This window comes from Nocardia sputorum, assembly GCF_027924405.1.
Taxonomy (GTDB): Bacteria; Actinomycetota; Actinomycetes; order Mycobacteriales; family Mycobacteriaceae; genus Nocardia; species Nocardia sputorum.
Window position 1 is genome coordinate 4,084,904 of sequence record NZ_AP026978.1, and the last position, 25,081, is coordinate 4,109,984.

Here is a 25,081-nt window from a genome sequence, read left to right on the forward strand (position 1 = left end):
TTTCTGCACTATCCGGTTATCGCGGCCGTTCTTAGTTTCGAAACATGACCGCTACAGCTCCTGCCAGCACCGACACCACCGCCATCGACTGGATCGCCCGCGCACGCCGCGTCGGCGAGACCCTTCGTCCTGGGGTCGCCGAACGCGACCGCTCCGGGGAGATCTCGCTCGCCGCGTTCGACCTGCTGCGCGACAGCGGACTGTCCGCGGCCCTCGTGCCCGCCGAGTTCGGCGGTGGCGGCGTCACCCACCGCGAGATGGGCGAGATCCTGCGCGAACTGGGTCGTCACGACCCCTCCACCGCGGTCGCCTTCGCGATGCACACCCACTTGGTCGCCGCCCAGGTGTGGCGGCACAACCACGGCATCGACGCCGCACCGCTGTTCGCCAAGGTGCTCGCGGGCGCGATCCTGGTCAGCACCGGCGCCTCCGACTGGGTCGGCTCCAACGGCCGCGCCGAGCGCGTCGACGGCGGCTACCGGGTGCACGCGCGCAAAGCCCCGGCCAGCGGATGCGAGGCGGGCACCGTCTTGGTGACCAGCGTGCGCTGGGACGACGCACCGGAAGGCCCGCAGGTGCTGCACTGCGCCGTACCGTTCGCCGCCGACGGCGTGCGGATCGAGCGCACCTGGGACACCCTCGGCCTGCGTGCGTCCGGTTCGCATACCGTCGTGCTGGAGGACGTGTTCGTGCCCGACGCGGCGGTGTCACTGGCCCGTCCCGCCACCGTCTGGCCGCCACTGCTGAACGTCGTGCTCGGCGCCGCCATGCCGCTGGTGATGGCGGCCTATCTCGGCATCGCCGACGGCGCGGTCGACCTCGCGACCACGCTGGCGGCGGGGCGGGCCGACGCGCCGACCGTCCAGCTGGCGGGTGAGATGGCCACCGCGCACACCGCCGCGGGCGACATCGTCGACGCGATGTTCGCCGCGTCGGAGAACCTGCGTTTCGCCGATACCGATCAGCACGCGAGCCGGACGCTCAGCCGGAAGACCGCCGCGGCGGACGCGCTCGTGCGCACCGTGCGCTCGGCCATCGAAACCGTCGGCGGCCTGGGTTATTCCCGCACCTGCGAACTCGAGATGCGCTACCGCGACGTGCACGGCTGTCTGTTCCACCCGTTGCCCCGTGCCAAGCAGACCCACTTCACCGGCCGCGTCCTGCTCGGCCGGTCCCCGCTCGGATGACGCCGATCCGTTCCGTCGACGCCGCCACCGCTTCGCCCCCATAATCGGACGGGGGCGAGCACCGGCCCTTTCGACGACGCTCCGAGGAGAAGCCATGGCGTCCGCACGCGGAATCGCTCGATCGCCGATCACGTGGGTCTTCGCGGTGCTGCTGGTGGCGGCGCTGGGCGTCGGACTGGCCGTGTTCCAGCCCTGGCGGCTGTTCACCGACACCACCGTCGAGGAGGCCGCGCCGTCGGTCGCCGCGACGCCCGCGCCGGGCGGCGCTGACGCACAGCCCCGCACGCTCGCCCAGGGCACGTTCGTCTCGCACGAGCACGCGACCTCCGGCGGCGTGGTGATCCTGCGGCTGCCCGACGGCAGCAGAGTGCTGCGCGTGGAGAACCTCGACACCTCCGACGGACCCGACCTGCACGTGTGGCTCACCGACGCGCCGGTGCGCGAGGGCCGCGACGGCTGGTTCGTCTTCGACGACGGCCTCCACACCGACCTGGGCAAGCTCAAAGGCAACCGGGGAAGCCAGAACTACGCCATCCCCGCCGACGCCGACCTGGCCCGGCTGACCAGCGTCGCGATCTGGTGCGACCGGTTCAACGTCTCCTTCGGCGCCGCCGAGCTGCGACCGGCCTGACCCCGCGTACCCCTGCCGCGCACTGCCGAAAAATGACCCGACAACGGCGGGTGCGCTGTGCCACCATGTGTTTCGGCACCGGCCACCGCCTCGAGGTGGCCCCCGAGCAGTGAGAGGAGGGCGGCAGTGAATTCGAAGACGACCAAGCGAACGGCGAGCTGGGCGGCGCAAGCGTCGGCCACGGGCGGCACGTTCGGCAGGCCGATGCGCGCACGGCACGGCGAATCGGATCACAGCCGCCTCCAGGCCATCGGCTGATCGCCGTATCCCGTTCTCCTTCGCTCGATTCCGCATGAAACATGGTGATTCCCATGACGTTCCTCCGTGCCGCCGACCAGGCGGCGATAACCGCCGACAACTGGATACACACCGGGGTCCTCGTCCTCAATGCCTCCTACGAGGCGCTCGACGAGGTCAAGGCCGACCGGGCCGTGGTGCTGCTGGTCGCCGGAGCCGCGGAGTCGGTGGCCGACCGGGAGCCGCACTTCCCCATCCGGTCGCGACACATGGAAATCGCGCTGCCGCAGACGATTCGGCTGCTGCGCTACGTCTACCTGGAGCACACCGTGCTGGTACACGACGAGAGCAGGGCCACGCTGGCGGGTGTGCTGCGCCGCGACCGGAACCGGTGCGGCTACTGCGCCGGGTGGGCACGCACCGTGGACCACATCCGGCCCCGGTCGCGGGGCGGCCCGAACACCTGGAGCAATCTCGTGGCCTGCTGCGCGCCGTGCAACGCGGCCAAGGCCGACCGCACCCCGGAAGAGGCGGGCATGCGCCTGCTCTGGGAACCGAAGGCCCCCACCCATCAGGTCAGGCAGCAGCGCCGGATCTGGAAGCAACTCGCCGCGACCTGACCACGACCCGAGAAAGGAGACGATCGCGATGACGCGCACCGAGACCACCGCCGTCGCGGAGCTGACCCTGGCCGACCTGCTCCCGCTCTCGGATTCCCGAGGGTGGCACCGGGCGGCCTGCCGCGGCGACCCCAACCACGAAGCCTGGTTCCCGTACCCGTCACAAGACTTCGATTACGCCCGCGAAGTGTGCGCACGCTGTCCGATCCGGGACGCGTGCGGTGACTTCGCCGCGCGCACCGGGCAGTCGGGTGTCTGGGGAGGGCACGAGTTCGACCGCGGACGAGTGATCCGCCACTGAAGTCCCGCCGTCGCGCCGTTCCGGGTGCGACGGCGGCACTCCCGGATGCGGTTCCCGCGCGTGCCGGTCGGGGGAAGCCTCGCGGAATTCGCGCCGAGCGGGTGACCATACACTGAGCGCGTGGGCACTCATCGCAGCGGAACCAGGTCCCGGGGCGTCAGCAAAGGTCCGGTTATCGCGGTGGTTGCCATTGCGTTACTGGCCGCGATCGTCGTCGGCTGGTTCCAGCTGCGTGATCGCGCGGCGGATCAGGACAGCGCGGCGGCAGCCGAATGCGTGGAGGGTCCCGCGACGCTCTACGTGACGGCCGATCCCAGCATCGCGGCGCAGGTGCGGGCCGCCGCGGACGGCTACAACGCCACCCAGCCGAAAGTGCGCGACCACTGCGCCAAGGTCGAGGTGACCGCGCGGCCCTCCGCGGCGGTCGTCGCGGCGTTCACCAGCGGCAAGCCGTGGGACCAGGCGCTCGGCCCGCAGCCGGCGCTGTGGATCGCCGATTCGACCCGCTCGATCGAGTCCATGCGCGTCCCCGGCCTGATCGAGGGCACGCCGGTGTCCATCGCCGCCAGCCCGATCGTGCTCGCGGTGCCGGAAGACCTGCGGCGCGCGCTGGAGCAGGCCGACGTGTCGTGGGCGGATCTGCCGCAATTGCAGCAGGGCTCACTCGGCGAGATCGGGCTCAGCGGGTGGGGCGGACTGCGGATGGCTCTTCCCTCGGGTGACGCCACGCTGGCCGCGGCCGCGGCGGTCGGATCCGCGGTCTCGGGCGCCGAGCCGCTGAGCGAGCAGGCCGCACAGTCCGGTCAGGTGGTCGCCGCGATCTCCGGACTCGCCGCCGACGCCCCCGAGTCCGCCGACACCGCGGCCGCGCTGGCGGAGATCACGACACAGGACGCGCCAGTGCACGCGATTGCGGCAACCGAACAGCAACTGAATGGTGTCGCCGGCGTCGCCGCCTTCCACCCCGCCGGGTCCGCACCCGTGGCCGACTACCCGGCCGCGCTGATGTCCGGCGCCTGGGTGGACAAGACGCAGAACCTCATCGCCGGACGGTTCACCGACTACCTGCGCAAGCCCGAGCAGGCGCAGGCCTTCCTCGCGGCGGGCTTCGGCAGTGCGCCGCCGGCCGCCGCGGCCGCCCCGGCGCGTGGCGCACTCGACAAAGTGCGCGCCACGCTGGCGAATCCCGTGCTCGGTGTGCAATCGACCGTCCTCGTCGACGTGTCCGCGTCGATGGGAACCGCCGAGGGAACGACGACGCGCTTGGCGAACGTCCTCGCCGCCCTGAACTCCACGATGACGGTGATGCCGCCCGACTTCGGCCTCGGCGTGTGGACCTTCGGCAAGAACCTCGACGGCAACACCCCGTACCGGGTGGCGGCCGCCACCGCCCCGCTCGGTGCCGACCAGCGGACGAAGATCAGTACCGCGCTGACCTCGGTGCGCCCGAGCGAAACCAAGGCCGACCAGGCGTATCCTTCCCTGATCGCGGCGTACAAGAGCGCGGTGGCCGGGTACACGCGGGGCCGCACCAATTCGGTGCTGCTGATCACCGATGGACCCGACGACGATTCCACGGTCACCGGCACCCAACTCGCCGCGGACATCACCGCCGCGACCGACAGCGCCCGCCCCGTCCGCGTCGACGTGATCGTGCTCGGCGGCAGCGGCACCCAGACACTCCAGGCCCTGGCGCAGCAGACCGGTGGCCACTACACCCGGCTGGCCACCTCCGATGACATCGGCTTCGGCAACGCCGTGGTTCAAGCGCTCACCACACCGTAGTCCCGGCCCTTTCGACCGCTACCGCCGGAATTCACATACGTCACTCGCCCGGCGTCGTAGACATTCCGCATTGGTAAGTTTAGACTTACGGTTCGTGGGGACTTACCGAGATGCGGCACTGGACGCACTGGGCGATCCGACGAGGCGGGCGATCTTCGAACGCCTCGGCAAGGGGCCGTGCGCGGTAGGACAGCTGGCCGAGAGCCTGCCGGTGAGCAGGCCCGCCGTCTCCCAGCACCTCAAGGTGCTGGAACAGGCCGGATTGGTGACCCACGAGGCGGTCGGCACGCGCCGGGTCTATCGCTTGAATCCCACCGGCATCGACGCGCTGCGCGCGTATTTCACGCACTTCTGGACGGCCGCCATGTCGGCTTTTCAGGACGAAGCGAACCGGCGGGCCACCGAAAAACGAGCCACCAGCGAGGAGCAGTCATGACACAGCAGGCCAGCGAGAAGGACGTGCGCGTCGAACTCGTCATCGACGCACCCATCGAGACCGCGTACGAGGTGTTCACCGCCGGCATCGACAGCTGGTGGCCGCGCGAGCACCACATCGGCACCGGCCGGCTCACCGAGGAGGTGATCGAGCCGCGTGTGGGCGGCCGCTGCCTCGGCCGTGAGGAGGACGGCACCGAATGCCCGTGGGGAACCGTGCTCGTGTGGCAGCCGCCCACCCATTTCGCGTTCTCCTGGGAGATCGGGTTGGACTGGAAGCACGAGCCCGATCCGGAGCGCGCCAGCCGCGTCGATGTCACTTTCTCGGCCCTCGCTCCCGAGCGAACCGCCGTCACGCTGGTGCACTCAGGTTTCGACAAGCACGGCCCCGGCTGGGAATCCATGCACGACGCGGTCGGCAGCGCGGGCGGTTGGCCGGACCTGGTGAACACCTACGCGAAGGCGGCTGCCGCGGGATGACCGCGGGGTACGCCCCGAGCCGGCGGTTCAGCCCGCGTAAGCCTCCAGCGGCGGGCAGGCGCACACGAGGTTCCGGTCGCCGTAGGCGCCGTCGATCCGGCGCACCGGCGGCCACACCTTCGCCCGGGCATGCGCGAGCCCGCGCGGATACACGGCGACTTCCCGGCTGTAGGGGTGCTCCCACTCCCCCACCAGCGACGCCGCCGTGTGCGGCGCGCCGCGCAACGGATTGTCGGTCACCGGCCACACGCCCGCGGCGACCTGGTCGATCTCGGCGCGGATGGCGATCATCGCCTCGATGAAGTCGTCCAGCTCGGCGAGGTTCTCGCTCTCGGTGGGCTCGACCATCAGGGTTCCGGCGACCGGGAAGCTCATGGTCGGCGCGTGGAATCCGTAGTCCGCGAGGCGTTTCGCCACATCGTCGACGGTGACGCCGGTCTGCTTGGTGATCTCGCGCAGGTCCAGGATGCACTCGTGGGCCACCATGCCGTGCTCGCCGGTGTAGAGCACCGGGAAGTACTCGTCGAGCCGCCGCGCGATGTAGTTCGCCGAGGCGATCGCCGACAGCGTGGCGCGGCGCAACCCGTCGGCGCCCATCATGCGAATGTAGGCCCAGGTGATCGGCAGAATCGAGGCCGAGCCGTACTTCGCCGCCGACACCGCGTGCGATCCCGCTTCCAGCGGATCGCCGGGCAGGTAGCGTGCCAGGTGCGCACGCACCGCGACCGGCCCGACGCCGGGACCGCCGCCGCCGTGCGGGATGCAGAAGGTCTTGTGCAGGTTCAAGTGGCTCACGTCGCCGCCGAACCGGCCCGGCCGGGCCAGGCCGACCAAGGCGTTCAGATTGGCGCCGTCCACGTAGACCTGGCCACCCGCGTCGTGCACCAGCGCGCACAACTCGGCCACCTCGTGCTCGTAGACGCCGTGCGTGGACGGGTAGGTGATCATGATGCAGGCCAGCCGATCGGCGTGATCGGCGATCTTGGCCCGCAGGTCGTCGAGATCGACGTCGCCGTTGGCGCGGCACTTGACCACCTCCACGCGCAGCCCGGCCATGGCCGCCGACGCCGCGTTGGTGCCGTGCGCGCTGGACGGGATCAGGCAGGTGTCGCGATGGGTGTCACCGCGGTCGAGGTGATAGCGGCGGATGGCCAGCAGCCCGGCGTACTCGCCCTGGCTGCCCGCGTTCGGTTGCAGGCTCACCGAGTCGTACCCGGTGATGTCCGACAGCCAGCGTTCCAGGTCGGCGATCACCTTCAGCAGGCCGGGCGCGTCCTCGACCGGCGCGTAGGGATGCACGCGCGCGAAGCCCGGCCAGGTGATGGCCTCCATCTCCGCGGCGGCGTTGAGCTTCATGGTGCACGAGCCGAGCGGGATCATGCTGCGATCCAGCGCGATGTCCTTGTCCGACAGCGCGCGCAGATACCGCAGCATCGCCGTCTCGGTCCGGTACTTCGTGAACGCGGGGTGGTTCAGGAACTCCGAGGTGCGGTTCTCGATCGCCGCGACCGGCGCGGACGCACCGGACTCGGTCGACACCGCGGTGCCGAAAGACTCGAGCACGGCCGCCACATGCGCCTCGGTGGTCGCCTCGTCGCAGGCGATGCCGACGTGGTCGGCGTCTACCAGGCGTAGATTGATGCCGCGCGACTTGGCTTTGGCCACAACGGCTTCCGCGCCTCCTGGCACATGCGCGAGCACGGTGTCGAAGAAGCTGTCGTGCACAACCGCGCCGTCCAGCCCGGCCGCGATCGCCGCGGCGTGCCCATGCACCCGGCGGGCGATCGCCCGCAATCCGCCGGCGCCGTGGTAGGAGGCGTACATCGCGGCCACGATGGCCAGCAGCACCTGCGCGGTGCAGATGTTGGAGGTCGCCTTCTCCCGGCGGATGTGCTGCTCGCGGGTCTGCAGCGCCAGCCGGTAGGCGACCGCGCCGTCCGCGTCCACCGAGACGCCGACCAAGCGGCCGGGCAGCTGGCGGGCCTGCGCCTGCCGCACCGCGAGGTATCCGGCGTGCGGGCCGCCGAAGCCGAGCGGGACGCCGAAGCGCTGGGTGGTGCCGAAGCACACGTCGGCGCCCTGCTCACCGGGCGGCGTGATCAGGGTCATGGCCAGCAGATCCGCGCCGATCGCCACCAGCGCGCCGCGCTCGTGCGCCGCCGCGATCAGACCGGTCCGGTCCAGGACGCGACCGGAGGCTCCCGGCGTCTGCGCCAGGACACCGAAGAACTCGCCGTCGGGCAACTCGCCGGTGGACAGGTCCGCCTCCACGATCTCCAGGTCGAGCGGCTCGGCCCGGGTGTAGAGCACCGTTCTGGTCTGCGGGAACAGATCCGTGTCGATCAGCAGTCGCCGGGACTTCGCCTTGCTCGCCCGACGCAGCAGCGTCATCGCCTCGGCGGCGGCGGTGGCCTCGTCCAGCATGGACGCGTTGGCGACGTCCATGCCGGTCAGCTCCGACACCATCGTCTGGAAGTTCAGCAGCGCCTCGAGCCTGCCCTGGCTGATCTCGGGCTGATACGGCGTGTATGCGGTGTACCAGGCGGGATTCTCCAGCAGGTTGCGCACCAGCACCGGCGGGGTCAGCGTGTCGTAGTAGCCGAGCCCGATCATCGAGGTGGCCACGGTGTTGGAGTGCGCCAGTTCCGCGAGTTCGGCGAGCACCTCGTGCTCCGAACCCGCCGCGGGCAGCCCGGCCAGGCCCGTACCGTCCAAGATGCTCGCGGGCAGCGCCGCCGCGGCCAGGTCGTCCAGCGACGCCACGCCGACGACGTCCAGGATCCGGGCCAGTTCCTCCCGGTCGGGTCCGATATGGCGGTCGGCGAATGAGCGAGTCACAACAGCTCCCAAGGTCGGGCGGGGTCGGCCAGGCGGTCGACGGGTACCGGCCCTCCCCCTCTGTCGTGGCGCCTGAGAGATTCGGGTGCCGCGACCGGTGGCCGAGACCCTTTCCCCATGGGCGGGCAGCTCGAAGCCACCGCTTTCCAGAGGCGCCGAAGCCCGCACGGTCCTTTTGCCTGAGAGATTGACGGGGAGGTGCTGCTCCTTCGGCGCTCGGGCTCTTTTCGAGACCGAGACTCTCCCGCACGGCGGCGACGCACCGTCAGTTTATGCCGACGCCACGCCGCAGCGCGCCACGGGACCCCGCCCGCGCCGTGTTGTTCTGGTCACTCGAGCGACCAGCGCCGTCAGATCGCCAACCCCGCCCGCAGCCTCGTCGCGGCCAGCATGATCGACTCCGCTTGAATGCCCACCAGACGAGCCAGCGGCACCGCGACACCTGGTGCGTTCTGCTCCACGTCCGCGCACCATTGCTCGAAGATCGCGGCGAACCGGTCCCGTTCGGCTGCCAGCACCGGCGCCGCGCCGCGCGCGTATTCGTCCTCCAGCAGGCGCAGCAGCATGCCGCCCAGCCGCAGACGCAGCATCGCGGTCCAGTCGTACTGCCCGACGAAGATCTCGCCCCTGGTCGCGATCCGATCCCGTTCCGGCACAGTCTGTCTGCTCACCGCGAGACCCGGCAGCCCGGCGACCAGCGCGCGCACCGACCGCTCGAACGGGCTGCGGCCGCTCAACTCGCCCTCGACGCGGGCGAGCACCTCCGAGGCGACCTCGGCCATGGCTCGATAATCGGCGGCCGTGGCGTCGAGCAGGTCGCCCAGCACGCGGTCGCCCGCCGAACCGTCGCCGATCCGCGCGTCGACCCACAGCGGCAGTTCGCACACCAGGATCGCCGTGCCGTAGCGCGCCGCGTAGTCCCGGCAGCCGCCCCCGCCCAGCGCGGTGACCGCGTCCAGGCCCTGGGCCGCGAGCAGATCGGCCATCGCCTCGAAGCGCGGCAGTTCGAAGACGCCGGGGGCCAGTGTCCTGGCGCCCGGCGCATCGGGTTCGCCCTGGTAGATCGGCACATCGGCGGCGGAGAGGCGGGCCGTCAGCGCGGACCAGTACCCGGGGTCGCCGCCGGAGGTATAGAAGAAACCACCGCCGAATTCCGCGTTGTGCAGCGAGGCGATCAACGCCGGCCGGGTCCGATCGATCAGCGACATCATCGCCTCGGTCTCGGGAAGCGGCACCCCGACGCGCCGGCCGTGCCACTCGGTCGGGAAGCACCATTCGGGCTGTTCGACGGCGGGCGGCCGGTAGAAGCCGCGCGCGACGCGGGTCCTGGTGTGCGGCCCGGGAAACCAGCCCTCGTTCAACCGCGTTCCGTCCGGGTCGACGCACAGCAGGAAATGCCACGTGGCGCCCACGGTCACCGATTCGTCGGCGGCCATCCGGCCCAGCAGGTGGCGAATGGTGGCCATGCCGATGGGCTCGTTCGGGTGCGGATTGCCGAAGACCAGGATGTGGCGGTCGCCCGATCCGACGGTCACCTCGCGGATCGGACCGCCGCCACGAGACCGGCCGAGTTCGGTGATCGAGACCCGGTCGGGATGACCCGCGGCGAGCGCGTCAGCGAACGCGTCGAGTTCGTCGACGGTCGGAAACGCGTCGATCCGGCCGATCGGCCCGACCAATCCGGTGATGTCGCCTGCCTGCACGGCGCCCCCCTTCTCGCTGCCCGCCCCTCGTCCCGCCGCCAACGGCGCTGTCGCACACCACGGCCGGGGCGGCTGCCCGCCTCACCCGGCCGTGGAAGCGTTCGTTCCCGGTGTTTCCCGCTGGACTGGGCGAATTCTAGCCCGTCTTGCGGTTCATCCGCGCCTTCCGACGGAACGACAGCTCGTCCTCCGGGCGTTCGGTGATCGCCGACGCGCGCTCCGCGGGGAAATTGGCGATGGCGCCCGTCAGTTCGCGCATGGCGCCGCTGACCGCGATTCCGAAGACTCCCTGCCCGCCCTGCAGTAAATCGACGACCTCCTCGGCCGAGGTGCACTCGTAGACCGAGGTGCCGTCGGAGAACAGGGTGATGCCCGCGAGATCCTGGACGCCGCGGCTGCGCAGATGATCGACCGCGATCCGGATGTTCTGCAGCGAGATGCCCGCGTCGAGCAACCGCTTGACGATCTTCAGGACCAGGATGTCCTTGAACGAGTACAGCCGCTGACTCCCCGAACCCGCGGCGCTCCGGATGGAGGGCACCACCAGACCGGTGCGCGCCCAGTAATCGAGCTGCCGGTAGGTGATTCCGGCCACCTGGCACGCACTGGGAACGCGATAGCCGACCAGATCGTCAGGTACCGAATCGTCGGGGAACAGGCCTGGCTGTACCACATCCTGCGATTGCTCTGCCACTGACCACTCCCTTGCTTCGCCGACGCATTCCCAGCCTCATCGATGACCCGGCTCCGTCACCGACCGAATCGGTGCGGATTCGGCCGAAACGGTCGTGGCCCAACTGTCGAGATTACTCCCCACGATTGTCCAGGGAGCGGCGTCATCGAGCCAAACGCGACGCGCGGGGAAAGTCTCGACCTCTACTTCAGCTATCGGTCGCCTTGAAGTCGTCGGGGGACACCGACTCGAGAAACTCCTTGAACTTCTCCACCTCGTCCTCGCGCTCATCCGGCATCACGAGGCCGGCTTCCTCGAGCACCGACTCCTCGGCATGGATCGGGCAACCCACCCGCAAGGCAATCGCAACCGAATCCGACGGCCGCGCCGAAATCCGCAGATCGTTCTCGAAGACGAGATCGGCGTAGAAGGTGCCCTCCTGCAGATCCACGATCCGCACCTCCTTGAGGGTGTGCCCCAGCTCGGTGATCAGGATCTTGATCAAGTCGTGCGTCAGCGGGCGGATCGGGGTCACCCCCTCCTGTTCCAGCACGATCGCCGTCGCCTCGGCCTGCCCGATCCAGATCGGCAGATACCGGTCACCCGCCACTTCCCGGAGCAACAGCACGGGCTGGTTCTGTGGCTGCTCGACACGGATGCCGATCACGCGCATTTCGCTCATCGCACTGCCTCCCATACTCGCCGCCGGCCCGGCATGACCGCTGCAGAGCTCGCCGTACCACGAGTCTAGGCGAACCCGCACCGGTCCAGCGATCCGTCTGCACAGCCGAAATCACCGTGTTGGGTCGCCGAAACCTCCGGACCGGAGGCCCGCCGGGAGTCAGCCCCCGAGCGAGCCCCGGACCGAGGACTTCACCAGACAGGTGTGCAAGGTCAGCGACAGCGCGGCCAGTTCGCGCACCGTCTCCTCGGCACGGGCGCGCGCATCCGCGTCCCGGCTCTTCGCGATCGGAGCGACGATCTGCGCCACGAGCGCGGCCTCCCGGTCGGCGGCCAGCTTGAACGCACGCAGATGCCGTGCCTCCAAACCGAATTCGGCCATCGCCCGGGCGGTCTTGGCCAGCGTGACCGCGTCCGCGTCGAAGTACCCCGCCGGACCGGGCGTGATCAGGCCGGCCCGGATGAGGTCGTTGAGGAACTTCTCCTCGATCCCGGCCTGATCGAGCAGATCGGCCCGGGTGATCCGGATTTCGTGATCGAACCGCAGATCATCCGGGGAGATCTCGCTCGGCACGACGCCGAGCCGGCGAGGCGCGGCCACCGGGCGCACGCCACGATCGGAATCCGGTGCGGCCGGTCCGGCCTCCGGCGTGCCGCGCCCGGAATCCGGCGCCCCGGACCGGACGGAATGCGCTCGGGCGCGGGCTTCCCGCACGCCGAGCGTCGCCGCACCGCTGTCGATTGCCTCGAGCTGTTCCTTGATCACCTTCAACGGCAGGTACTGATCGCGTTGCGCGGTCAGTACGAAGCGCAGCCGTTCCACATCGGCCACGGAGAACCTGCGGTAGCCCGAAGGCGTCCGCTCCGGCCGGATCAGGCCCTCCGCTTCCAGGAAGCGGATCTTGGAGATGGTGACGTCGGGAAAGTCGGGGCGCAGCAGGTCGAGCACGGAGCCGATCGACATTCCTCCGCGTGCCCACTGCGCCGCACCGGTCACAGCGCTGGGTCCTTCATGACTCCGAGCCTTTCATGAGTGGGCGCGACCCGGCGCCGACGCTGTCATAGACTCCCCGCGCCCGCCGACGAGTCGGTCACCTGGGCGCGCGGCCCGGTGAGGAACACCAGCCGGAACTTGCCGATCTGGACCTCGTCACCGTTCTGCAGTTCCGAGGAGTCCACCGGCTCCCGGTTCACATACGTGCCGTTCAGGCTGCCCACATCGACGACCTGGAACGAATCGTCGTCCTGACGGAACTCGGCGTGCCGACGGCTGACGGTGACGTCGTCGAGAAAGATGTCACTGTCGGGGTGGCGCCCCGCCGACGTGGTCGGCTGATCCAGCAGGAACCGCGAGCCCGCGTTCGGGCCGCGCTTGACGACCAGGAGGGCCGCGCCAACGGGCAGACCCTCGACCCCTTGGACCGGCTGCTCGCCGGTCGGCTCTCCGGAGCGCGACGCGTCGACCTCGTTCAGGAAATCCGCGCGGAAGACCGACGTCGTCTCGGCCGCGGTCTCCCCGTAACCCGGGTCTTTGTTCTCGCTCACCGTTTCTCTCCTCCTCGAACCTGATTATCCCTGCAAGCAGGTGATACCTCTGGTACCACGACCTGCCGTCGAGTCTCTAGATTCCCGGCACGACCGCCGGGTGCATCTGTTGGCATTGACCGTACCCTGCCGGGCCGCACCCGTGCAGGTAGAACTGGGAAGGCTGCTTCAGCCCCCGATAACTCCTTGATAACCTGCGGCATCCAGCAGTTCACCGAGTGTCACGTCGAGACTCGCCGCGTCAGCCACCTCCAACTCGAACAGCCACCCGTCACCGTAGGGATCGGTGTTCAACGTCTCCGGCTCCGAGTTCAGCAAGTCGTTCACCGCAACGACTTTCGCGCTCAGCGGGGCGTAGATGTCGGACACGCTCTTGGTCGACTCGACCTCCGCGATACTGTCCGCGGCGGCCACGTCCGCGTCCGCCTCGGGCAGCTGCACGAACACAACGTCACCGAGTTGAGACTGGGCGTAGTCGGTGATGCCCACCCGCACCCGGGTCGGTGCGATCCGGCGTACCCACTCGTGCTCCTCGGTGTAGCGCAGATCGTCGGGGGTCTGGGTCACAGGCCGTCCTTTCGTTTGAACGTTGCACGCAAACTCTATCGGCTACGCCGTCCGGTGCCCCACAGCCGGTATCGCTCTTGCGATCGCGATGGCTCTGCCGGTATAGAGCACGCCGGTCCAGAGATAGACCGCGGTGCCCCAGATCAGCAGTGCCCCGCCGAAAGCCCGCCCGAAACCGGCGGCCGCCCAATCCATCTGCCCGGCCAGCAGCCAGGGCAGCGCGGACATCAGCGCGAAAGTGGCCGCCTTGCCCAGATAGATCACCTCCGGCGGGGGCAGTTCGCGGCGTTTGTACACCGAGAGCGTGGCGGTGAGCACGAGGTCGCGGACGACCAGCAGCGCCGCCACCCACCACGGCATCAGGCCACGGATCACGAAGGCCGCCAGCGTGGTGACCAGATACAGCCGGTCCACGAACGGATCCAGCAGCGCCCCCAGCCGCGAGGACTGGTCGAGCAGCCGGGCGAGCTTGCCGTCCAGGAAGTCGGTGACGCCGCTGGCGACCAGTAGGGCGAACGCCCAGCCATCGGCCCGCTGGATCAGCAGCAACCACAGGAACAGCGGAACGCCGAGCAGCCGCAGCACGCTGAGCACGTTCGGCACGGTCAGGACGCGGTCGGCGAACACGCCTCGCCCCGCGCCGTCGGCGGCGCTCTCCTCCGGTTGCGCTGTGCCCGAGTCGGTTGTCACGACCCGTGCATACCCCACCGACCCCGGTTCCCGCCATCTCCACGCGCCGATTTTCCGCACAGCGGCGCGGCGCGCCCATGCGAGGATGGTTTCCGCCACAGCGCGGCGGTGACAGAATGATATGAAGAATTTCTCACCGTGTGGCCGGTGAGCGAGAGGAAGTCATGTCCGCATTCGACTACGACGTGGTGGTGATCGGTTCCGGCTTCGGCGGCAGCGTCAGCGCCCTGCGGCTCACCGAGAAGGGTTACCGGGTCGGCGTGCTCGAGGCAGGCCGCCGATGGCGCCCCGAGGACATCCCGCGCACCAATTGGAATGTGCGCAAATCGATCTGGGCTCCACGCCTCGGCCTGACCGGGCCGCAGCGGATCAGCCTGCTCGGCAAGTGCGCCGTGTTCTCCGGCGCCGGCGTCGGCGGCGGCTCGCTGATCTACGGGAACACGCTCTACGAACCGCTGCCGAACTTCTACACCGATCGGCAGTGGGCCCACATCACCGACTGGCGCGCGGAGCTGGCGCCGTACTACGACCAGGCCAAGCGGATGCTCGGTGTCGCGCCGAATCCGCGCACGACCCCGGCCGACGAGGTGATCCGGGAGATCGCCGAGGACCTGGGCGTGGCCGACACCTACCACCCGACCGAGGTCGGCGTGTTCTTCAACGAGAGTGATCCCGGCACGGAAGTCGACGACCCGTACTTCGGCGGCGCGGGCCCGCGCCGCACCGGCTGCGTGCACTGCGCGCGCTGCTTCACCGGCTGCCCGCACAACGCCAAGAACACCACCACCACGAACTATCTCCACCTGGCCGAGCAGGCGGGTGCGCAGGTGCACCCGCTGACCACCGCCACCGCCGTGCGGCCGCTGCCCGGCGGCGGGTACGCCGTGGACACCCAGCGGCCGGATCGCTGGATCCGCAAGCAGAGCAGAACCTTCACCGCCGAGCAGGTGGTGTTCGCCGGGGCCGCGCTGGGCACCCAGAAGCTGCTGCACAAGATGCGGGACGACGGTGCGCTGCCGCACTTGTCGCCCCGGCTCGGCGAACTGACCCGGAGCAACTCCGAGGCCATCTTGAACGTGGTCAGCCGCGCCCGCCGTGATTTCGCCGAGGGCATCGCGATCACCTCCTCGATCCACCCGGAGCCGGACACCCACGTCGAGGTGTGTCACTACGGCAAGGGCCAGAACGCCCTGTTCCCGATGTCGGTGCCCATCGTGGACGGCGGCGCGTTCCGCTTCCTGCGGTTCCTGCTGGCGATCGTGCTGCACCCCCTGGTGTTCCTGCGCAGTCTCGACGCGCGGCACGCCTCGGAGAAGTCGGTCATCCTGCTGATCATGCAGTCGCTGGACAACTCGCTGACTTCGTACCGCCGGCGCGGGCGGCTGCGCACCAGGCAGGGCACCGGCGAGCCGAACCCGACCTGGATCCCGCTGGCCCACGACATCGGCCGGCGCTTCGGCGCGAAGGTCGACGGCGACACCCACGGGCTGATCATGGACGTGTTCGACATTCCAGCCACCGCCCACTACATCGGCGGCTGCGTGATCGGCGACAGCCCGCAGACCGGCGTGGTCGACCCGTACCAGCGGGTCTACGGCCATCCCGGCCTGCATGTGGCGGACGGCTCGGCGGTGACCGCCAATCTCGGCGTGAACCCGTCGCTGACGATCACCGCGCAGGCCGAGCGCGCGATGGCGTTCTGGCCCAACCGCGGCGAACCCGATCCCAGGCCGGAACCGGGGTCGCCCTACCGGCGCATCGCTCCGGTGGCCCCGGCGCATCCCACGGTGCCCGCGGCGGCGCCGGGCGCGCTGCGCCTGCCGATCGAGCCGGCGCCGCCCCGCATTCCCGCGCAGTGAGTGCGAGACCACACCGCGAGACGGGACCGCACCGGCTAGCCTGAGCCGTTGTGTCAGACAGTGGTATCGACCTGCGCTCCTACGTGCCGGCGGAGGAGATCCTGGCCCGCGGACGGGCCTTGCGTCAGCGGGTTCCGGTCATCGTCAGGGACCGGGAGGCCACGAGCGTGCGGCGCCCCGGGGTGCTCGACTTCGTCGCGGCGAGCAACGCAGGCCGGCTACCGCACCTGATCCCGCTGCGGATCGGGCGGATGATCGCCTCGCCGTTCACCTTCTACCGGGGCGCGGCGGGTCTCATGGCGGCCGATCTGGCCGGTGGCCCGGACAGTGGGCTCACCGCCCAGCTGTGTGGTGACGCGCACGCGGCGAACTTCGGCCTGTACGGCACCGCACGCGGCGAGATCATCATGGACATCAACGATTTCGACGAGACCGTGCCCGGCCCGTGGGAGTGGGATCTGGAGCGCCTCGCGGCCGGCCTGGTGCTGGCCGGGCGCGAGGCGGGCGCCGACGAGGACGAATGCCGCACCGCGGCGCGCGACGCCGCCCGCTCCTACCGCCTCGCCGTGGACGAACTGGCCGCGATGCCGTTCATGGCGTCCTGGTGCGCGCTGCCCGACGAGTCGGTGATCGCCCGCGCCAAGGCCGACGCCCTGCTCGACGACTTCAAGAAGGCCGCCAAGAAGGCGCGCAAGAACACCAGCGCCAAAGTGGTCGCCAAGTGGACCGAGCACCTCGAGGATCACCAGACCGGAATCCGCAAGCACCGCTTCGTCAGCGATCCCCCGATTCTCACCGCGGTGGACGAGCACGTCGCGGAAGCGGTGATCGGCGGGCTCGAGCGCTACGCGGGCACCCTGCCCGAGTCGCGGCGCACCCTGCTGACTCGATTCGCGGTGTCCGACGTCGCCTTCCGGATCGTCGGGACCGGCAGCGTCGGCCTGCACAGCTACCTCGCGCTGCTGCACGGCAACGACGGCGAGGCACTGGTCCTGCAGGTGAAGCAGGCCGCCCCGGCGGCGCTCGCCCCGTTCCTGCCCGCCCCCACCGTGCGGCACGAGGGTGAGCGAATCGTGCAGGGCGCCAGGCTGGTCCAGGCCGAGTCGGACATCCTGCTGGGCTGGACCTCCCTCGATCCGACCGGCGACGGCACCGAACTGCCGTTCATCGTCCGGCAATTCCGCAATATGAAGGGCAGCATCGATCCCGCCGAACTACCCGCCGACGATCTCGACGACTACGGACGGCTGGCCGGCGCACTGCTGGCCCGGGCCCACTCCCGTTCGCTGGATCCGCGGCTGCTCTCGGGATACCTGGGCGGCGACGAGCGCTTCGACGCCGCGGTGGCCGCGTTCGCGGTGCGCTACGCCGACCGCACCGAGGCCGACCATGCCGAACTGGTCGAGGCGGTGCGGGCGGGCCGGATCGAAGCCGCGGACTCGGAGTAGCGCGTCCGCCGGGCCGCGTCCGACACGCCGCCGCTCGGCACGGGCGCGGCGAATCCGTTGCGGCACCTCGTATCCTGTCCACTGTCGAGTGTCGACGTGAAGGGTGGCCGCCAATGCTCGTGCGAGTCCAGAACGCCGCGGGAACGAATGCCGAGCGCACGCTGATCGATTGGCTGCGCACCTGGAAGGACTCCTCGAGTCCGCACGGTGTCGCGACGATCACCTGCGGCCTGTTCCACAAGGATCGGCTGCACCAGTTCGACGCGGTGATCTGGACGCCGACCAGCTGCGTGGTGATCGAAGCCGACGCGCTGGTCGCCCGCCAGGACGGGGTCCTCGAGGTCCCCTTGAACGGCGAGTGGACCATCAACGGCGAGCCGGTCGCGACCGAGAGCCGTGATCGCCGCACACCGCTGGACAAGTCGCGCGAGCACACCTTCGCGTTGCAGGAATGGCTGGCCGCCCGTGGTCTGGGGCAGCGCGTCGTGCACGGCGTCGCGCTGCTCGTCCCGTTGCCGGGCGCCCAGCTGCAGCTCGAGCAGCGGTGGGCCGATCCGAGTTTCGACGTCATCATCGGCGACGATCCGGGTCGGCTGCGGCACTACTTCGACGCGCTCGCCACCGAGGAGAAGTTTCTCTGGACGGCCAACGACGTCGCCGTCGCGTTCCGCGGCCTGGGTATCCTGCCCTATCTGCCCGCGCCGCAGGAACTGCTCAACGAGGGCTTCCTCGGCCCGATCGACATCACGCTCTGGCACGGCGGCCCCAACCAGGCCCAAGCGGAGGCCTACGCGGAGGAACTCGCGCAGGCCGAGCGCGAGGCGCAGGCGTCCCGCTTCGTCGTCCGCGCGCCGTGGTACAGCCCGTGGAAGCTGTATCCGCGGGAGTCCGGCGACCTCGACTTGGGCCGCGCGGTGATGCGCACCGTCCTGGCCATCGGCATGGTTATCGCCTTCGTGTGGGTGCTGTGGTTCCTGGTCACCGCGCTCGGGGCGTACGGACCGGGCTGATCGGCCGCGAACGCGTGCGACGGCCCGGCCGCTACGACGAGGCCGGGATGGGCTGGGCCCGCTGGAAGACGCTCGCGTCATCGAGCATGGCCGCGCGCAGCATCGGCTCCGGCACGCCCATGGCCTCTACCAGCGTCAGCGCGTGCGGGCGCAGCCGGTCGACCAGCTCGTTCACGCCGCGGCGCACTGCCTTCGCCCGATCCACCGACATGAACCGGTGCATGATGTACCAGGCCTGGTTCTCCTCGATGGTGGTGTAGACGAACAAGTCGCACATCCAGTCGGCGAGTTCGCGCGCGTCCGGATCCTCGATGTCGGCGATGCCCTCGATGAACGCCTCGAGCACCAGCCGGTCGATGTGCGCGGAGCCGGCGGCCAGGATGTGGTCCTGGGCGTTGTTGAAGGCCTCGAACGGACCGGTCTCCTCCGCCCTGGCGCGCAGCCGGTGCGCCGCGGTGCGGACCAGGTAATCCTCGCGGTCGGCGAACAACTGCAGCTGGACCGCCCGGCGCGACAGGTCGCCCTCGTCGATGGAGTCGTCGCCGCGGTCGCGCAGGGTCTGGATCAGCTGGCGCACGCCGGACCGCTTGCGCACGACGTCTCCGGCCATGGTCGCGGCGAAACGCACCCAGCCCAGTGCGTCCAGGTCACGCACCTCGTCGGCGTAGGACGTGAGCAGTTCCTTGGCGACCAACTGGGTGAGCACGACGTTGTCGCCCTCGAAGGTGGTGAACACGTCGGTGTCCGCCTTCAACGTGACCAGCCGGTTCTCGGTCAGATAACCCGCGCCGCCGCACGCCTCGCGGCATTCCTGTATCGCGCGGGTGGCGTGGGCGGTCTGCGCGACCTTCAGACCCGCGGCGCGCTTCTCCAGCGCGCGTTGCGCGCCCGCCTCGAGGTTCTGACCGGTCTGCACCAGATGCATCCGGCGCACCAGGTCGTTCTGCGCGAACGCGAGCGCGTAGGACTTCGCGACCAGCGGCAGCAGACGGCGCTGATGGCTGCGGTAATCCAGCAGCACGGTCTCCACACCGGTGTCCGGGTCGGAGAACTGGCGGCGCTGCAGCGCGTAGCGCACCGCGATGCTCAGGGCGACTCGCGCCCCCGCGGCCGCGGCGCCGCCGACGCTGACCCGCCCGCGCACCAGGGTGCCCAGCGTGGTGAAGAACCGGCGGCTGGGGTTCTCGATCTCGGAGCTGTAGGTGCCGTCCGGTGCGACGTCGGCGTAGCGGTTGAGCAGGTTCTCCCGCGGCACCCGCACGTGATCGAACACGATGCGCCCGTTGTCCACTCCGGGCAGGCCGCCCTTGAGGCCGTCGTCATAGGTGGTGACGCCGGGCAGGTCGGCGCCGTTCTCGTCGCGGATCGGCACCAGCAGGCAGTGCACGCCCTTGTTCTCGCCGCGCGTGATCAGCTGCGCGAACACCGCGGCCATCCGGGCGTGCTCGGCCGCGCCACCGATGTAGTCCTTGCGCGCCGACGGCGTCGGCGAGTGCACCACGAACTCCTGGGTGTCCGGGTCGTAGGTCGCCGTGGTCTCCAGGTTCGCGACGTCGCTGCCGTGGCCCGACTCGGTCATGGCGAAGCAGCCGAGCAGATCCAGCGAGATCAAGCGCTCGATGTACTCCCGGTGCCGTTCGGTGCCGAGGTTCTCCACGGCGCCACCGAACAGCCCCCACTGCACCCCGGATTTCACCCACAGCGACAGGTCGGCGTACGCCAGCATCTCCAAACCGACCACCGCGGCGCCAGGCTCACTGGTACCGCCGTTCTCCCGGCGGAAGCCACGCTCGGCGAACCCCATCGTGGAGATCGCCTTCATCTGCTCGAGCACCCGCGCCCGAGCGGCCTTGTAGTCCTGATAGGGATCGGCGGTGAACTCGTCCCCGGCCAGCAGCGTCCGGGCTTCCTCCCGGACGGCCGCCCAGGGTCCGTCGAGTGCTGCGCGCAGATGGTCCGCCGTCGTTGCCGTGCCGCTAGTCATGTCTCGACGATAGCCCCGTACACGCGCGGCAAACCGTGACGCAGGACAAGTCGGCGTGCGGGTCTTGCTCGACCGCTGAACGAGTGTTTAATATACTGAACATGTGTTTAACCAACAGCCCGTTCCGCAAGGATCCGCCGAGGATCTGACCACCGCGGCGCGCATTCGCGATACCGCGATCGAGGTGTTCGGCGAACACGGATTCCAGGTCGGAGTCCGCAAGATCGCCGCCGCCGCCGGCGTCTCCCCCGGGCTGGTCAACCATCACTTCGGTTCCAAGGACGGCCTGCGCGCCGCCTGCGACGACCGAGTGTTGCAGTTGATCCGCGACGAGAAGGTCAAGGCGATCACCGCGTCGTCGGTGAAGGCGGGCATGCTCGACGCCCTGGCCGAAGTGGAGGCGTACGGGCCACTGGTCGCCTATATGGTGCGCAGCCTGCAGGCGGGCGGACCGATGGCGGAATCATTGTTCGAGCACCTGGTCGCCGATGCCGAGGGTTATCTCGAGAAGGCGGTCGAGGCGGGCAGAATCAAGCCGAGCCGCGATCCGGCGGCACGCGCCCGCTATCTGATGATGCTGAACGTCGGCGCGACCATGCTGTACATGCAGATGCGCCAGCACCGCGACGAGACGATCGACTATCGCAAGGCGATCCGCGAGCTCACCGAAGAACTCACCCCACCGGCCCTGGAGTTCTACACCCAAGGGCTGTTCACCGATCCCACGATCTTGGACACATTCACCAAGGAGAAGTGATGTCCGACATCATCGAAGTCCGCGATCTTCGCAAGACTTTCGGTCACGTCAACGCTCTGGACGGCCTCGACCTCACCGTCGCCGAGGGCGAGATCCACGGCTTCCTCGGCCCCAACGGAGCGGGCAAGTCCACCACCATCCGGGTCCTGCTGGGGATTCTGCGCGCCACCGGCGGGCAGGCCCGGCTGTTCGGCCGTGACCCGTGGGCGGACGCGGTCGCCCTGCACCGCGAATTGGCCTATGTGCCAGGCGATGTCACGCTGTGGCCGTCGCTGTCGGGTGGCGAGACCATCGATCTGCTGTCCCGGATGCGAGGTGGTCTCGACGAGCAACGGCGCGACGAGCTGATCGAGCGCTTCGACCTCGACCCGCGCAAGAAGGCGCGCACCTATTCCAAGGGCAACCGCCAGAAGGTCGCGCTGGTCGCGGCGCTGGCCTCCGACGCCCGGCTGCTGCTGCTCGACGAGCCGACCTCGGGCCTGGATCCGTTGATGGAGCAGGTCTTCCGGGAGTGCGTGCAAGAGGCGCAAGAGCGCGGCGCGACCGTCCTGCTGTCGAGCCACATCCTGTCGGAGGTCGAGGTGCTCTGCGATCGGGTGACCATCATCCGCGCCGGGCGGACGGTGGAGAGCGGGTCGCTGGCCGACCTGCGCCACCTGTCGCGCACCTCGATCACGGCCGAATTGACCGGCGACGCGGGCGATCTGAGCCGCATCCCGGGCGTGGAGGACATCGAGCTCGACGACCACACGCTGCGCTGCCAGGTCGACAACGAACACTTGGGCGAGCTGATCCGGGTACTCGGCGACGCCGGCGTGCGCAGCCTGACCAGCACGCCGCCGACGCTCGAGGAACTGTTCCTGCGGCACTACCACGTCGACGGTCACGGCGCCGAGTCCGCCGCGGACACCGGGGAGAAGGTGCGAGCATGACCACCGCCATCGCCGGCCGCGCCGCGGCGGCGCCGGCGTTCGCCGTATCCGGCGACTTCGCGGGCACCGGGCAATTGCTCCGGCTGTACCTGCGGCGCGACCGGATCGTGCTGCCGCTGTGGACGCTGCTCATCGGCCTCATGCCCGCGTTCCAAGTCGTCAGCATCAAAGATCTCTACGACAACCAAGCGTCCCTGGACAGCTTCGCGCGCACGACGGCCGACAGCCCCGCGCTCATCGCCATGTACGGCCCGGTGTTCAGTTCGGCTCTGGGTTCGATCGGCACCTGGAAAGCCGGCGCCATGTACACCATGATCGCCATCGCCACGGTGCTCACGGTGATCCGGCACACCCGGGTCGAGGAGGAGACCGGGCGCGCGGAACTGGTGGGCGCCACCAGCATCGGGCGTTTCGCCGGTCTCACCGCCACCCTGATCATGACCTATGCGGGGGCGTTGCTCGCCGGCGTCGTGTGCGCCTTGTCGCTCTATGGCACCGATCTTCCGCTCGCGGGATCGATCGCCTTCGGCTCCGCGCTCGCCGCGTCGGGCCTCGTCTGGGCGGCCGTCGCGGCGGTCGCCGCGCAAGTCAGCGCCGGTGCGCGGGTGGCGCGCGGCGTGGCGTTCGGCGCCCTCGGGGCGGCCTTCGCCCTGCGTGCGGTCGGCGACGCCGGAAACAGCGTGCTGTCCTGGTTCTCGCCGATCGGATGGTCGCTACAGATCCGCCCGTACGCCGAGGAACGCTGGTGGGTGCTGCTGCCCTTCGCCGCGCTCGCGGTGGGAGGCACCGTGCTGGCGTACGCGTTGCTCGGTAACCGCGACGTCGGTTCCGGACTCATCGCGGAGCGTCCCGGGCCGCCCACGGCGGCGGGCTTCCTGTCCGGCCCGGTCGGGTTGGCCTGGCGATTGCAGCGCGGCACCCTGCTGGCGTGGACGGTCGGCTTCGCCCTGTACGGCCTGCTGATCGGCGGCGCGGTGAACAGCGTCGGCGACATGCTCGACGGCAGCGCGTCCATCCGGGACATGGTCACCCGGATGGGCGGCTCCGAGCAGTTGCAGCAGTCGTTCATCACCTACGCGATCACGATGCTGGCCGCGGCCGCGTCGGCCTACTCGATCTCCGCCGCCCTGCGGCTGCACGACGAGGAGACCAGCGCCCGGGTCGAGGCCACGCTGTCCGGCGCTGTCGGCCGCGTCCGCTACGCGCTCAGCCACATCGGCTTCGCGCTGCTCGGCCCCGCCGCGGCACTGCTGATCTCCGGTGTGGCGATCGGCATCGTGTACGGCGCCACCGGCGGCGACGTCGGCACGAGACTCGGCCAGTCGATCGGCGCCGCCGCCGTCCAGGTGCCCGCGATCTGGGTCGTCACGGGCATCGCGGTCGCCCTCTACGGTGTCGCACCGCGGTTCGCCCCGGTCGCGTGGGGCGTGCTCAGCGCCATGGTGGTGATCTTCTTCGTAGGTTCCCTGGACGGGCTGCCGCAGGGGGTGGTCGATCTGGTGCCGTTCGTGCACCCGCCGAAGGTGCCCGGCGCCGAATTCCAGGCACAGCCCCTGCTGTGGCTGCTCGCGATCGCCGCACTGCTGCTCGCCATCGGCGTCACCGCCTTCCGCAGACGCGACCTGCGCTGACACCGCCCTCCGGCCCGCGCGAATCCGCTTCGCGCGGGCCGCTTCTCGTTCGGAGGGCAGCTCGGCCCGGTCGTAGCAGGCATGCTCGCGCGTCCGCTGGTCACCCGATTCGTCGCCGCACCCGATGGCGCGCCGAACGGGTCAGCCGCTGTGCTCGATCCCGAGCTTCCCGGCCAATCGCGCGAGGTAGGCCCGCACGTCCTCGGTGGGACGATCGGGCAATCCGAAGACCGCCTCGGTGACACCGGCTTCGGCCCAGCGCGCCAGCTGTGCCGCGTCGTGCCGACCGGCGAGGGCGACGACCTCGGGACTGTCCGCGCGCCCGTGCTCGCGCCAGATCCGGCGCAGCAGCGCGAGCTTCTCGTCGAGGCCGTCCTCGGTCGGCGTGGTGATCCATCCGTCGGCGTGCTTCGCCAGCCAGATGAAATTCTTCTCGGTGCCCGCCGCGCCGAGCAGCACCGGAATGCGTTTCTGCACCGGCTTCGGCCACGACCAGCTGGCGCCGAAGGTGACGAACTCGCCGTCGAAACCGGCTTCCTCTTCGGTCCACAGCACCCGCATGGCCTCCAGATGCTCGCGCAGCACCGTCCTGCGCTTTCCCGCGGGCACGCCGTGGTGGGCCAGTTCGTCGGTGTTCCAGCCGAATCCGACACCGAGACTCACCCGGCCGCCGGACAGGTGGTCCAGCGAGGCGATGGTCTTGGCCAAGGTGATCGGATGGTGTTCGGCGGGCAGTGCCACCGCGGTGGACAACCCGATGCGCTCGGTCACGGACGCCGCGGTCCCGAGCGCGACCCACGGGTCGAGCGTCCGCAGGTACCGGTCGTCGGGCAGGCTCGCATCGCCGGTGCGCGGGTGCGCCGCGGCCCGCACCACCGGGATGTGAGTGTGCTCTGGCACGTAGAACGTGTCGAATCCGGCACGTTCGGCGGCCAGCGCCGCATCCGCGGGGGTGATGCCCCGATCGCTGGTGAACAACACGATTCCGTACCGCACCGCACGCGCTCCCATCGCCAAAATTAGAACAAGTTCTATCACGATTCCTTCGCGCCACCAAGGGCGCGGCGCAGCCGGCACGCCCGTCGCG

The 25,081-nt window shown here is 69.8% G+C and carries 24 protein-coding genes and 1 riboswitch; of the genes, 14 read left to right on the forward strand and 10 right to left on the reverse strand.

Features of this window, described 5'->3' with window-relative positions; all coding sequences use genetic code 11:
- The first annotated feature begins 44 nt into the window (after positions 1-44).
- The 8 genes from QMG86_RS18340 to QMG86_RS18375 all read left to right on the forward strand — a co-directional run bounded on the left by QMG86_RS18340 (position 45) and on the right by QMG86_RS18375 (position 5,676).
- Entirely contained in the window at positions 45-1,187 is a 1,143-nt protein-coding gene (locus QMG86_RS18340) for an acyl-CoA dehydrogenase family protein (RefSeq protein ID WP_281873574.1), read from the forward strand.
- Positions 1,188-1,281: 94 nt separating this feature from the next.
- Positions 1,282-1,818 carry a DM13 domain-containing protein gene (locus tag QMG86_RS18345; protein ID WP_281873575.1) on the forward strand — a complete coding sequence of 179 codons (537 nt, stop codon included), beginning with the start codon at positions 1,282-1,284 and terminating at the stop codon, positions 1,816-1,818.
- Between the two features lie 126 nt (positions 1,819-1,944).
- Positions 1,945-2,076, forward strand: coding sequence for a hypothetical protein (locus QMG86_RS18350; RefSeq protein WP_281873576.1), 132 nt, complete (start codon positions 1,945-1,947; stop codon positions 2,074-2,076).
- Between the two features lie 53 nt (positions 2,077-2,129).
- A complete protein-coding gene (locus QMG86_RS18355) occupies positions 2,130-2,675 on the forward strand; it encodes an HNH endonuclease (RefSeq protein ID WP_281873577.1) in 546 nt (181 codons plus the stop codon).
- Positions 2,676-2,703: 28 nt separating this feature from the next.
- Positions 2,704-2,976: a WhiB family transcriptional regulator gene (locus tag QMG86_RS18360; protein WP_063019924.1), complete on the forward strand. Its 273-nt coding sequence runs from the start codon at positions 2,704-2,706 to the stop codon at positions 2,974-2,976.
- 180 nt (positions 2,977-3,156) lie between these two features.
- Positions 3,157-4,761 carry a VWA domain-containing protein gene (locus QMG86_RS18365; protein WP_281873579.1) on the forward strand — a complete coding sequence of 535 codons (1,605 nt, stop codon included), beginning with the start codon at positions 3,157-3,159 and terminating at the stop codon, positions 4,759-4,761.
- A gap of 94 nt (positions 4,762-4,855) precedes the next feature.
- Positions 4,856-5,197 carry an ArsR/SmtB family transcription factor gene (locus QMG86_RS18370; RefSeq protein WP_281873580.1) on the forward strand — a complete coding sequence of 114 codons (342 nt, stop codon included), beginning with the start codon at positions 4,856-4,858 and terminating at the stop codon, positions 5,195-5,197.
- Positions 5,194-5,676, forward strand: a complete 483-nt coding sequence (locus QMG86_RS18375) for an SRPBCC family protein (RefSeq protein ID WP_281873582.1) — start codon at positions 5,194-5,196, stop codon at positions 5,674-5,676. The genes QMG86_RS18370 and QMG86_RS18375 overlap by 4 nt, the downstream gene beginning before the upstream one ends.
- Positions 5,677-5,703: 27 nt before the next feature.
- Here the strand turns inward: QMG86_RS18375 and gcvP are convergent, their stop codons facing one another.
- The 8 genes from gcvP to QMG86_RS18415 form a co-directional block, all read right to left on the reverse strand.
- Entirely contained in the window at positions 5,704-8,514 is a 2,811-nt protein-coding gene (gene gcvP, locus QMG86_RS18380; RefSeq protein WP_281873583.1) for an aminomethyl-transferring glycine dehydrogenase, read from the reverse strand.
- A 157-nt stretch (positions 8,515-8,671) separates the two neighbouring features.
- Positions 8,672-8,771, reverse strand: a riboswitch (glycine riboswitch).
- Positions 8,772-8,864: 93 nt separating this feature from the next.
- Complete coding sequence (locus QMG86_RS18385) at positions 8,865-10,217, reverse strand: M14 family zinc carboxypeptidase (RefSeq protein WP_281873585.1); 1,353 nt, start codon at positions 10,215-10,217, stop codon at positions 8,865-8,867.
- Positions 10,218-10,353: 136 nt separating this feature from the next.
- Positions 10,354-10,911: a MerR family transcriptional regulator gene (locus tag QMG86_RS18390; RefSeq protein WP_039797830.1), complete on the reverse strand. Its 558-nt coding sequence runs from the start codon at positions 10,909-10,911 to the stop codon at positions 10,354-10,356.
- 187 nt (positions 10,912-11,098) lie between these two features.
- Positions 11,099-11,572, reverse strand: a complete 474-nt coding sequence (locus tag QMG86_RS18395) for a bifunctional nuclease family protein (protein WP_040866482.1) — start codon at positions 11,570-11,572, stop codon at positions 11,099-11,101.
- A gap of 159 nt (positions 11,573-11,731) precedes the next feature.
- Positions 11,732-12,535 (reverse strand): transcriptional regulator FtsR, encoded by an 804-nt coding sequence (gene ftsR / locus QMG86_RS18400; protein ID WP_281873589.1) that lies wholly within the window; start codon positions 12,533-12,535, stop codon positions 11,732-11,734.
- A 95-nt stretch (positions 12,536-12,630) separates the two neighbouring features.
- Complete coding sequence (odhI, locus tag QMG86_RS18405) at positions 12,631-13,116, reverse strand: oxoglutarate dehydrogenase inhibitor Odhl (protein ID WP_043690204.1); 486 nt, start codon at positions 13,114-13,116, stop codon at positions 12,631-12,633.
- Positions 13,117-13,284: 168 nt separating this feature from the next.
- A complete protein-coding gene (gcvH, locus tag QMG86_RS18410) occupies positions 13,285-13,683 on the reverse strand; it encodes a glycine cleavage system protein GcvH (RefSeq protein ID WP_281873591.1) in 399 nt (132 codons plus the stop codon).
- Between the two features lie 42 nt (positions 13,684-13,725).
- The gene (locus QMG86_RS18415; protein WP_281873592.1) at positions 13,726-14,373 is read right to left on the reverse strand and encodes a CDP-alcohol phosphatidyltransferase family protein; all 648 of its coding nucleotides are present in this window, start codon (positions 14,371-14,373) and stop codon (positions 13,726-13,728) included.
- A gap of 164 nt (positions 14,374-14,537) precedes the next feature.
- On the opposite strand from QMG86_RS18415, the gene QMG86_RS18420 reads away from it, so the two are divergent.
- From QMG86_RS18420 to QMG86_RS18430, 3 genes are all read left to right on the forward strand, one after another.
- On the forward strand, positions 14,538-16,232 hold the full coding sequence (locus QMG86_RS18420; protein WP_281873594.1) for a GMC oxidoreductase: 1,695 nt from the start codon (positions 14,538-14,540) through the stop codon (positions 16,230-16,232).
- 50 nt (positions 16,233-16,282) lie between these two features.
- Complete coding sequence (locus tag QMG86_RS18425; RefSeq protein WP_281873596.1) at positions 16,283-17,680, forward strand: DUF2252 domain-containing protein; 1,398 nt, start codon at positions 16,283-16,285, stop codon at positions 17,678-17,680.
- 113 nt (positions 17,681-17,793) lie between these two features.
- Positions 17,794-18,690, forward strand: a complete 897-nt coding sequence (locus tag QMG86_RS18430) for a nuclease-related domain-containing protein (protein ID WP_281873598.1) — start codon at positions 17,794-17,796, stop codon at positions 18,688-18,690.
- A gap of 31 nt (positions 18,691-18,721) precedes the next feature.
- Here the strand turns inward: QMG86_RS18430 and QMG86_RS18435 are convergent, their stop codons facing one another.
- Positions 18,722-20,674, reverse strand: coding sequence for an acyl-CoA dehydrogenase family protein (locus QMG86_RS18435; RefSeq protein ID WP_281873600.1), 1,953 nt, complete (start codon positions 20,672-20,674; stop codon positions 18,722-18,724).
- A 103-nt stretch (positions 20,675-20,777) separates the two neighbouring features.
- On the opposite strand from QMG86_RS18435, the gene QMG86_RS18440 reads away from it, so the two are divergent.
- The 3 genes from QMG86_RS18440 to QMG86_RS18450 are packed head-to-tail and all read left to right on the forward strand — an operon-like array spanning position 20,778 to position 23,994.
- On the forward strand, positions 20,778-21,431 hold the full coding sequence (locus tag QMG86_RS18440; protein ID WP_281873601.1) for a TetR/AcrR family transcriptional regulator: 654 nt from the start codon (positions 20,778-20,780) through the stop codon (positions 21,429-21,431).
- The gene (locus tag QMG86_RS18445) at positions 21,431-22,363 is read left to right on the forward strand and encodes an ABC transporter ATP-binding protein (protein ID WP_281873602.1); all 933 of its coding nucleotides are present in this window, start codon (positions 21,431-21,433) and stop codon (positions 22,361-22,363) included. The genes QMG86_RS18440 and QMG86_RS18445 overlap by 1 nt, the downstream gene beginning before the upstream one ends.
- Positions 22,360-23,994, forward strand: coding sequence for an ABC transporter permease (locus tag QMG86_RS18450; protein WP_281873604.1), 1,635 nt, complete (start codon positions 22,360-22,362; stop codon positions 23,992-23,994). Before QMG86_RS18445 ends, QMG86_RS18450 begins: the two co-directional genes overlap by 4 nt.
- A 141-nt stretch (positions 23,995-24,135) precedes the next feature.
- Here QMG86_RS18450 and QMG86_RS18455 read toward each other — a convergent pair whose 3' ends face one another.
- Positions 24,136-24,990, reverse strand: coding sequence for an LLM class F420-dependent oxidoreductase (locus QMG86_RS18455; protein WP_281881017.1), 855 nt, complete (start codon positions 24,988-24,990; stop codon positions 24,136-24,138).
- Positions 24,991-25,081: the final 91 nt, after the last annotated feature.

What these genes read in the sequence shown, in the direction of transcription:
- QMG86_RS18340 (WP_281873574.1), top strand. Translation starts at nt 45, where the DNA reads ATGACCGCTACAGCTCCTGCCAGCACCGACACCACCGCCATCGACTGG.
- QMG86_RS18345 (WP_281873575.1), top strand. Translation starts at nt 1,282, where the DNA reads ATGGCGTCCGCACGCGGAATCGCTCGATCGCCGATCACGTGGGTCTTC.
- QMG86_RS18355 (WP_281873577.1), top strand. Translation starts at nt 2,130, where the DNA reads ATGACGTTCCTCCGTGCCGCCGACCAGGCGGCGATAACCGCCGACAAC.
- QMG86_RS18360 (WP_063019924.1), top strand. Translation starts at nt 2,704, where the DNA reads ATGACGCGCACCGAGACCACCGCCGTCGCGGAGCTGACCCTGGCCGAC.
- QMG86_RS18375 (WP_281873582.1), top strand. Translation starts at nt 5,194, where the DNA reads ATGACACAGCAGGCCAGCGAGAAGGACGTGCGCGTCGAACTCGTCATC.
- QMG86_RS18395 (WP_040866482.1), bottom strand. Translation starts at nt 11,572, where the DNA reads ATGAGCGAAATGCGCGTGATCGGCATCCGTGTCGAGCAGCCACAGAAC.
- ftsR (WP_281873589.1), bottom strand. Translation starts at nt 12,535, where the DNA reads ATGTCGATCGGCTCCGTGCTCGACCTGCTGCGCCCCGACTTTCCCGAC.
- QMG86_RS18420 (WP_281873594.1), top strand. Translation starts at nt 14,538, where the DNA reads ATGTCCGCATTCGACTACGACGTGGTGGTGATCGGTTCCGGCTTCGGC.
- QMG86_RS18430 (WP_281873598.1), top strand. Translation starts at nt 17,794, where the DNA reads ATGCTCGTGCGAGTCCAGAACGCCGCGGGAACGAATGCCGAGCGCACG.
- QMG86_RS18435 (WP_281873600.1), bottom strand. Translation starts at nt 20,674, where the DNA reads ATGACTAGCGGCACGGCAACGACGGCGGACCATCTGCGCGCAGCACTC.
- QMG86_RS18445 (WP_281873602.1), top strand. Translation starts at nt 21,431, where the DNA reads ATGTCCGACATCATCGAAGTCCGCGATCTTCGCAAGACTTTCGGTCAC.
- QMG86_RS18450 (WP_281873604.1), top strand. Translation starts at nt 22,360, where the DNA reads ATGACCACCGCCATCGCCGGCCGCGCCGCGGCGGCGCCGGCGTTCGCC.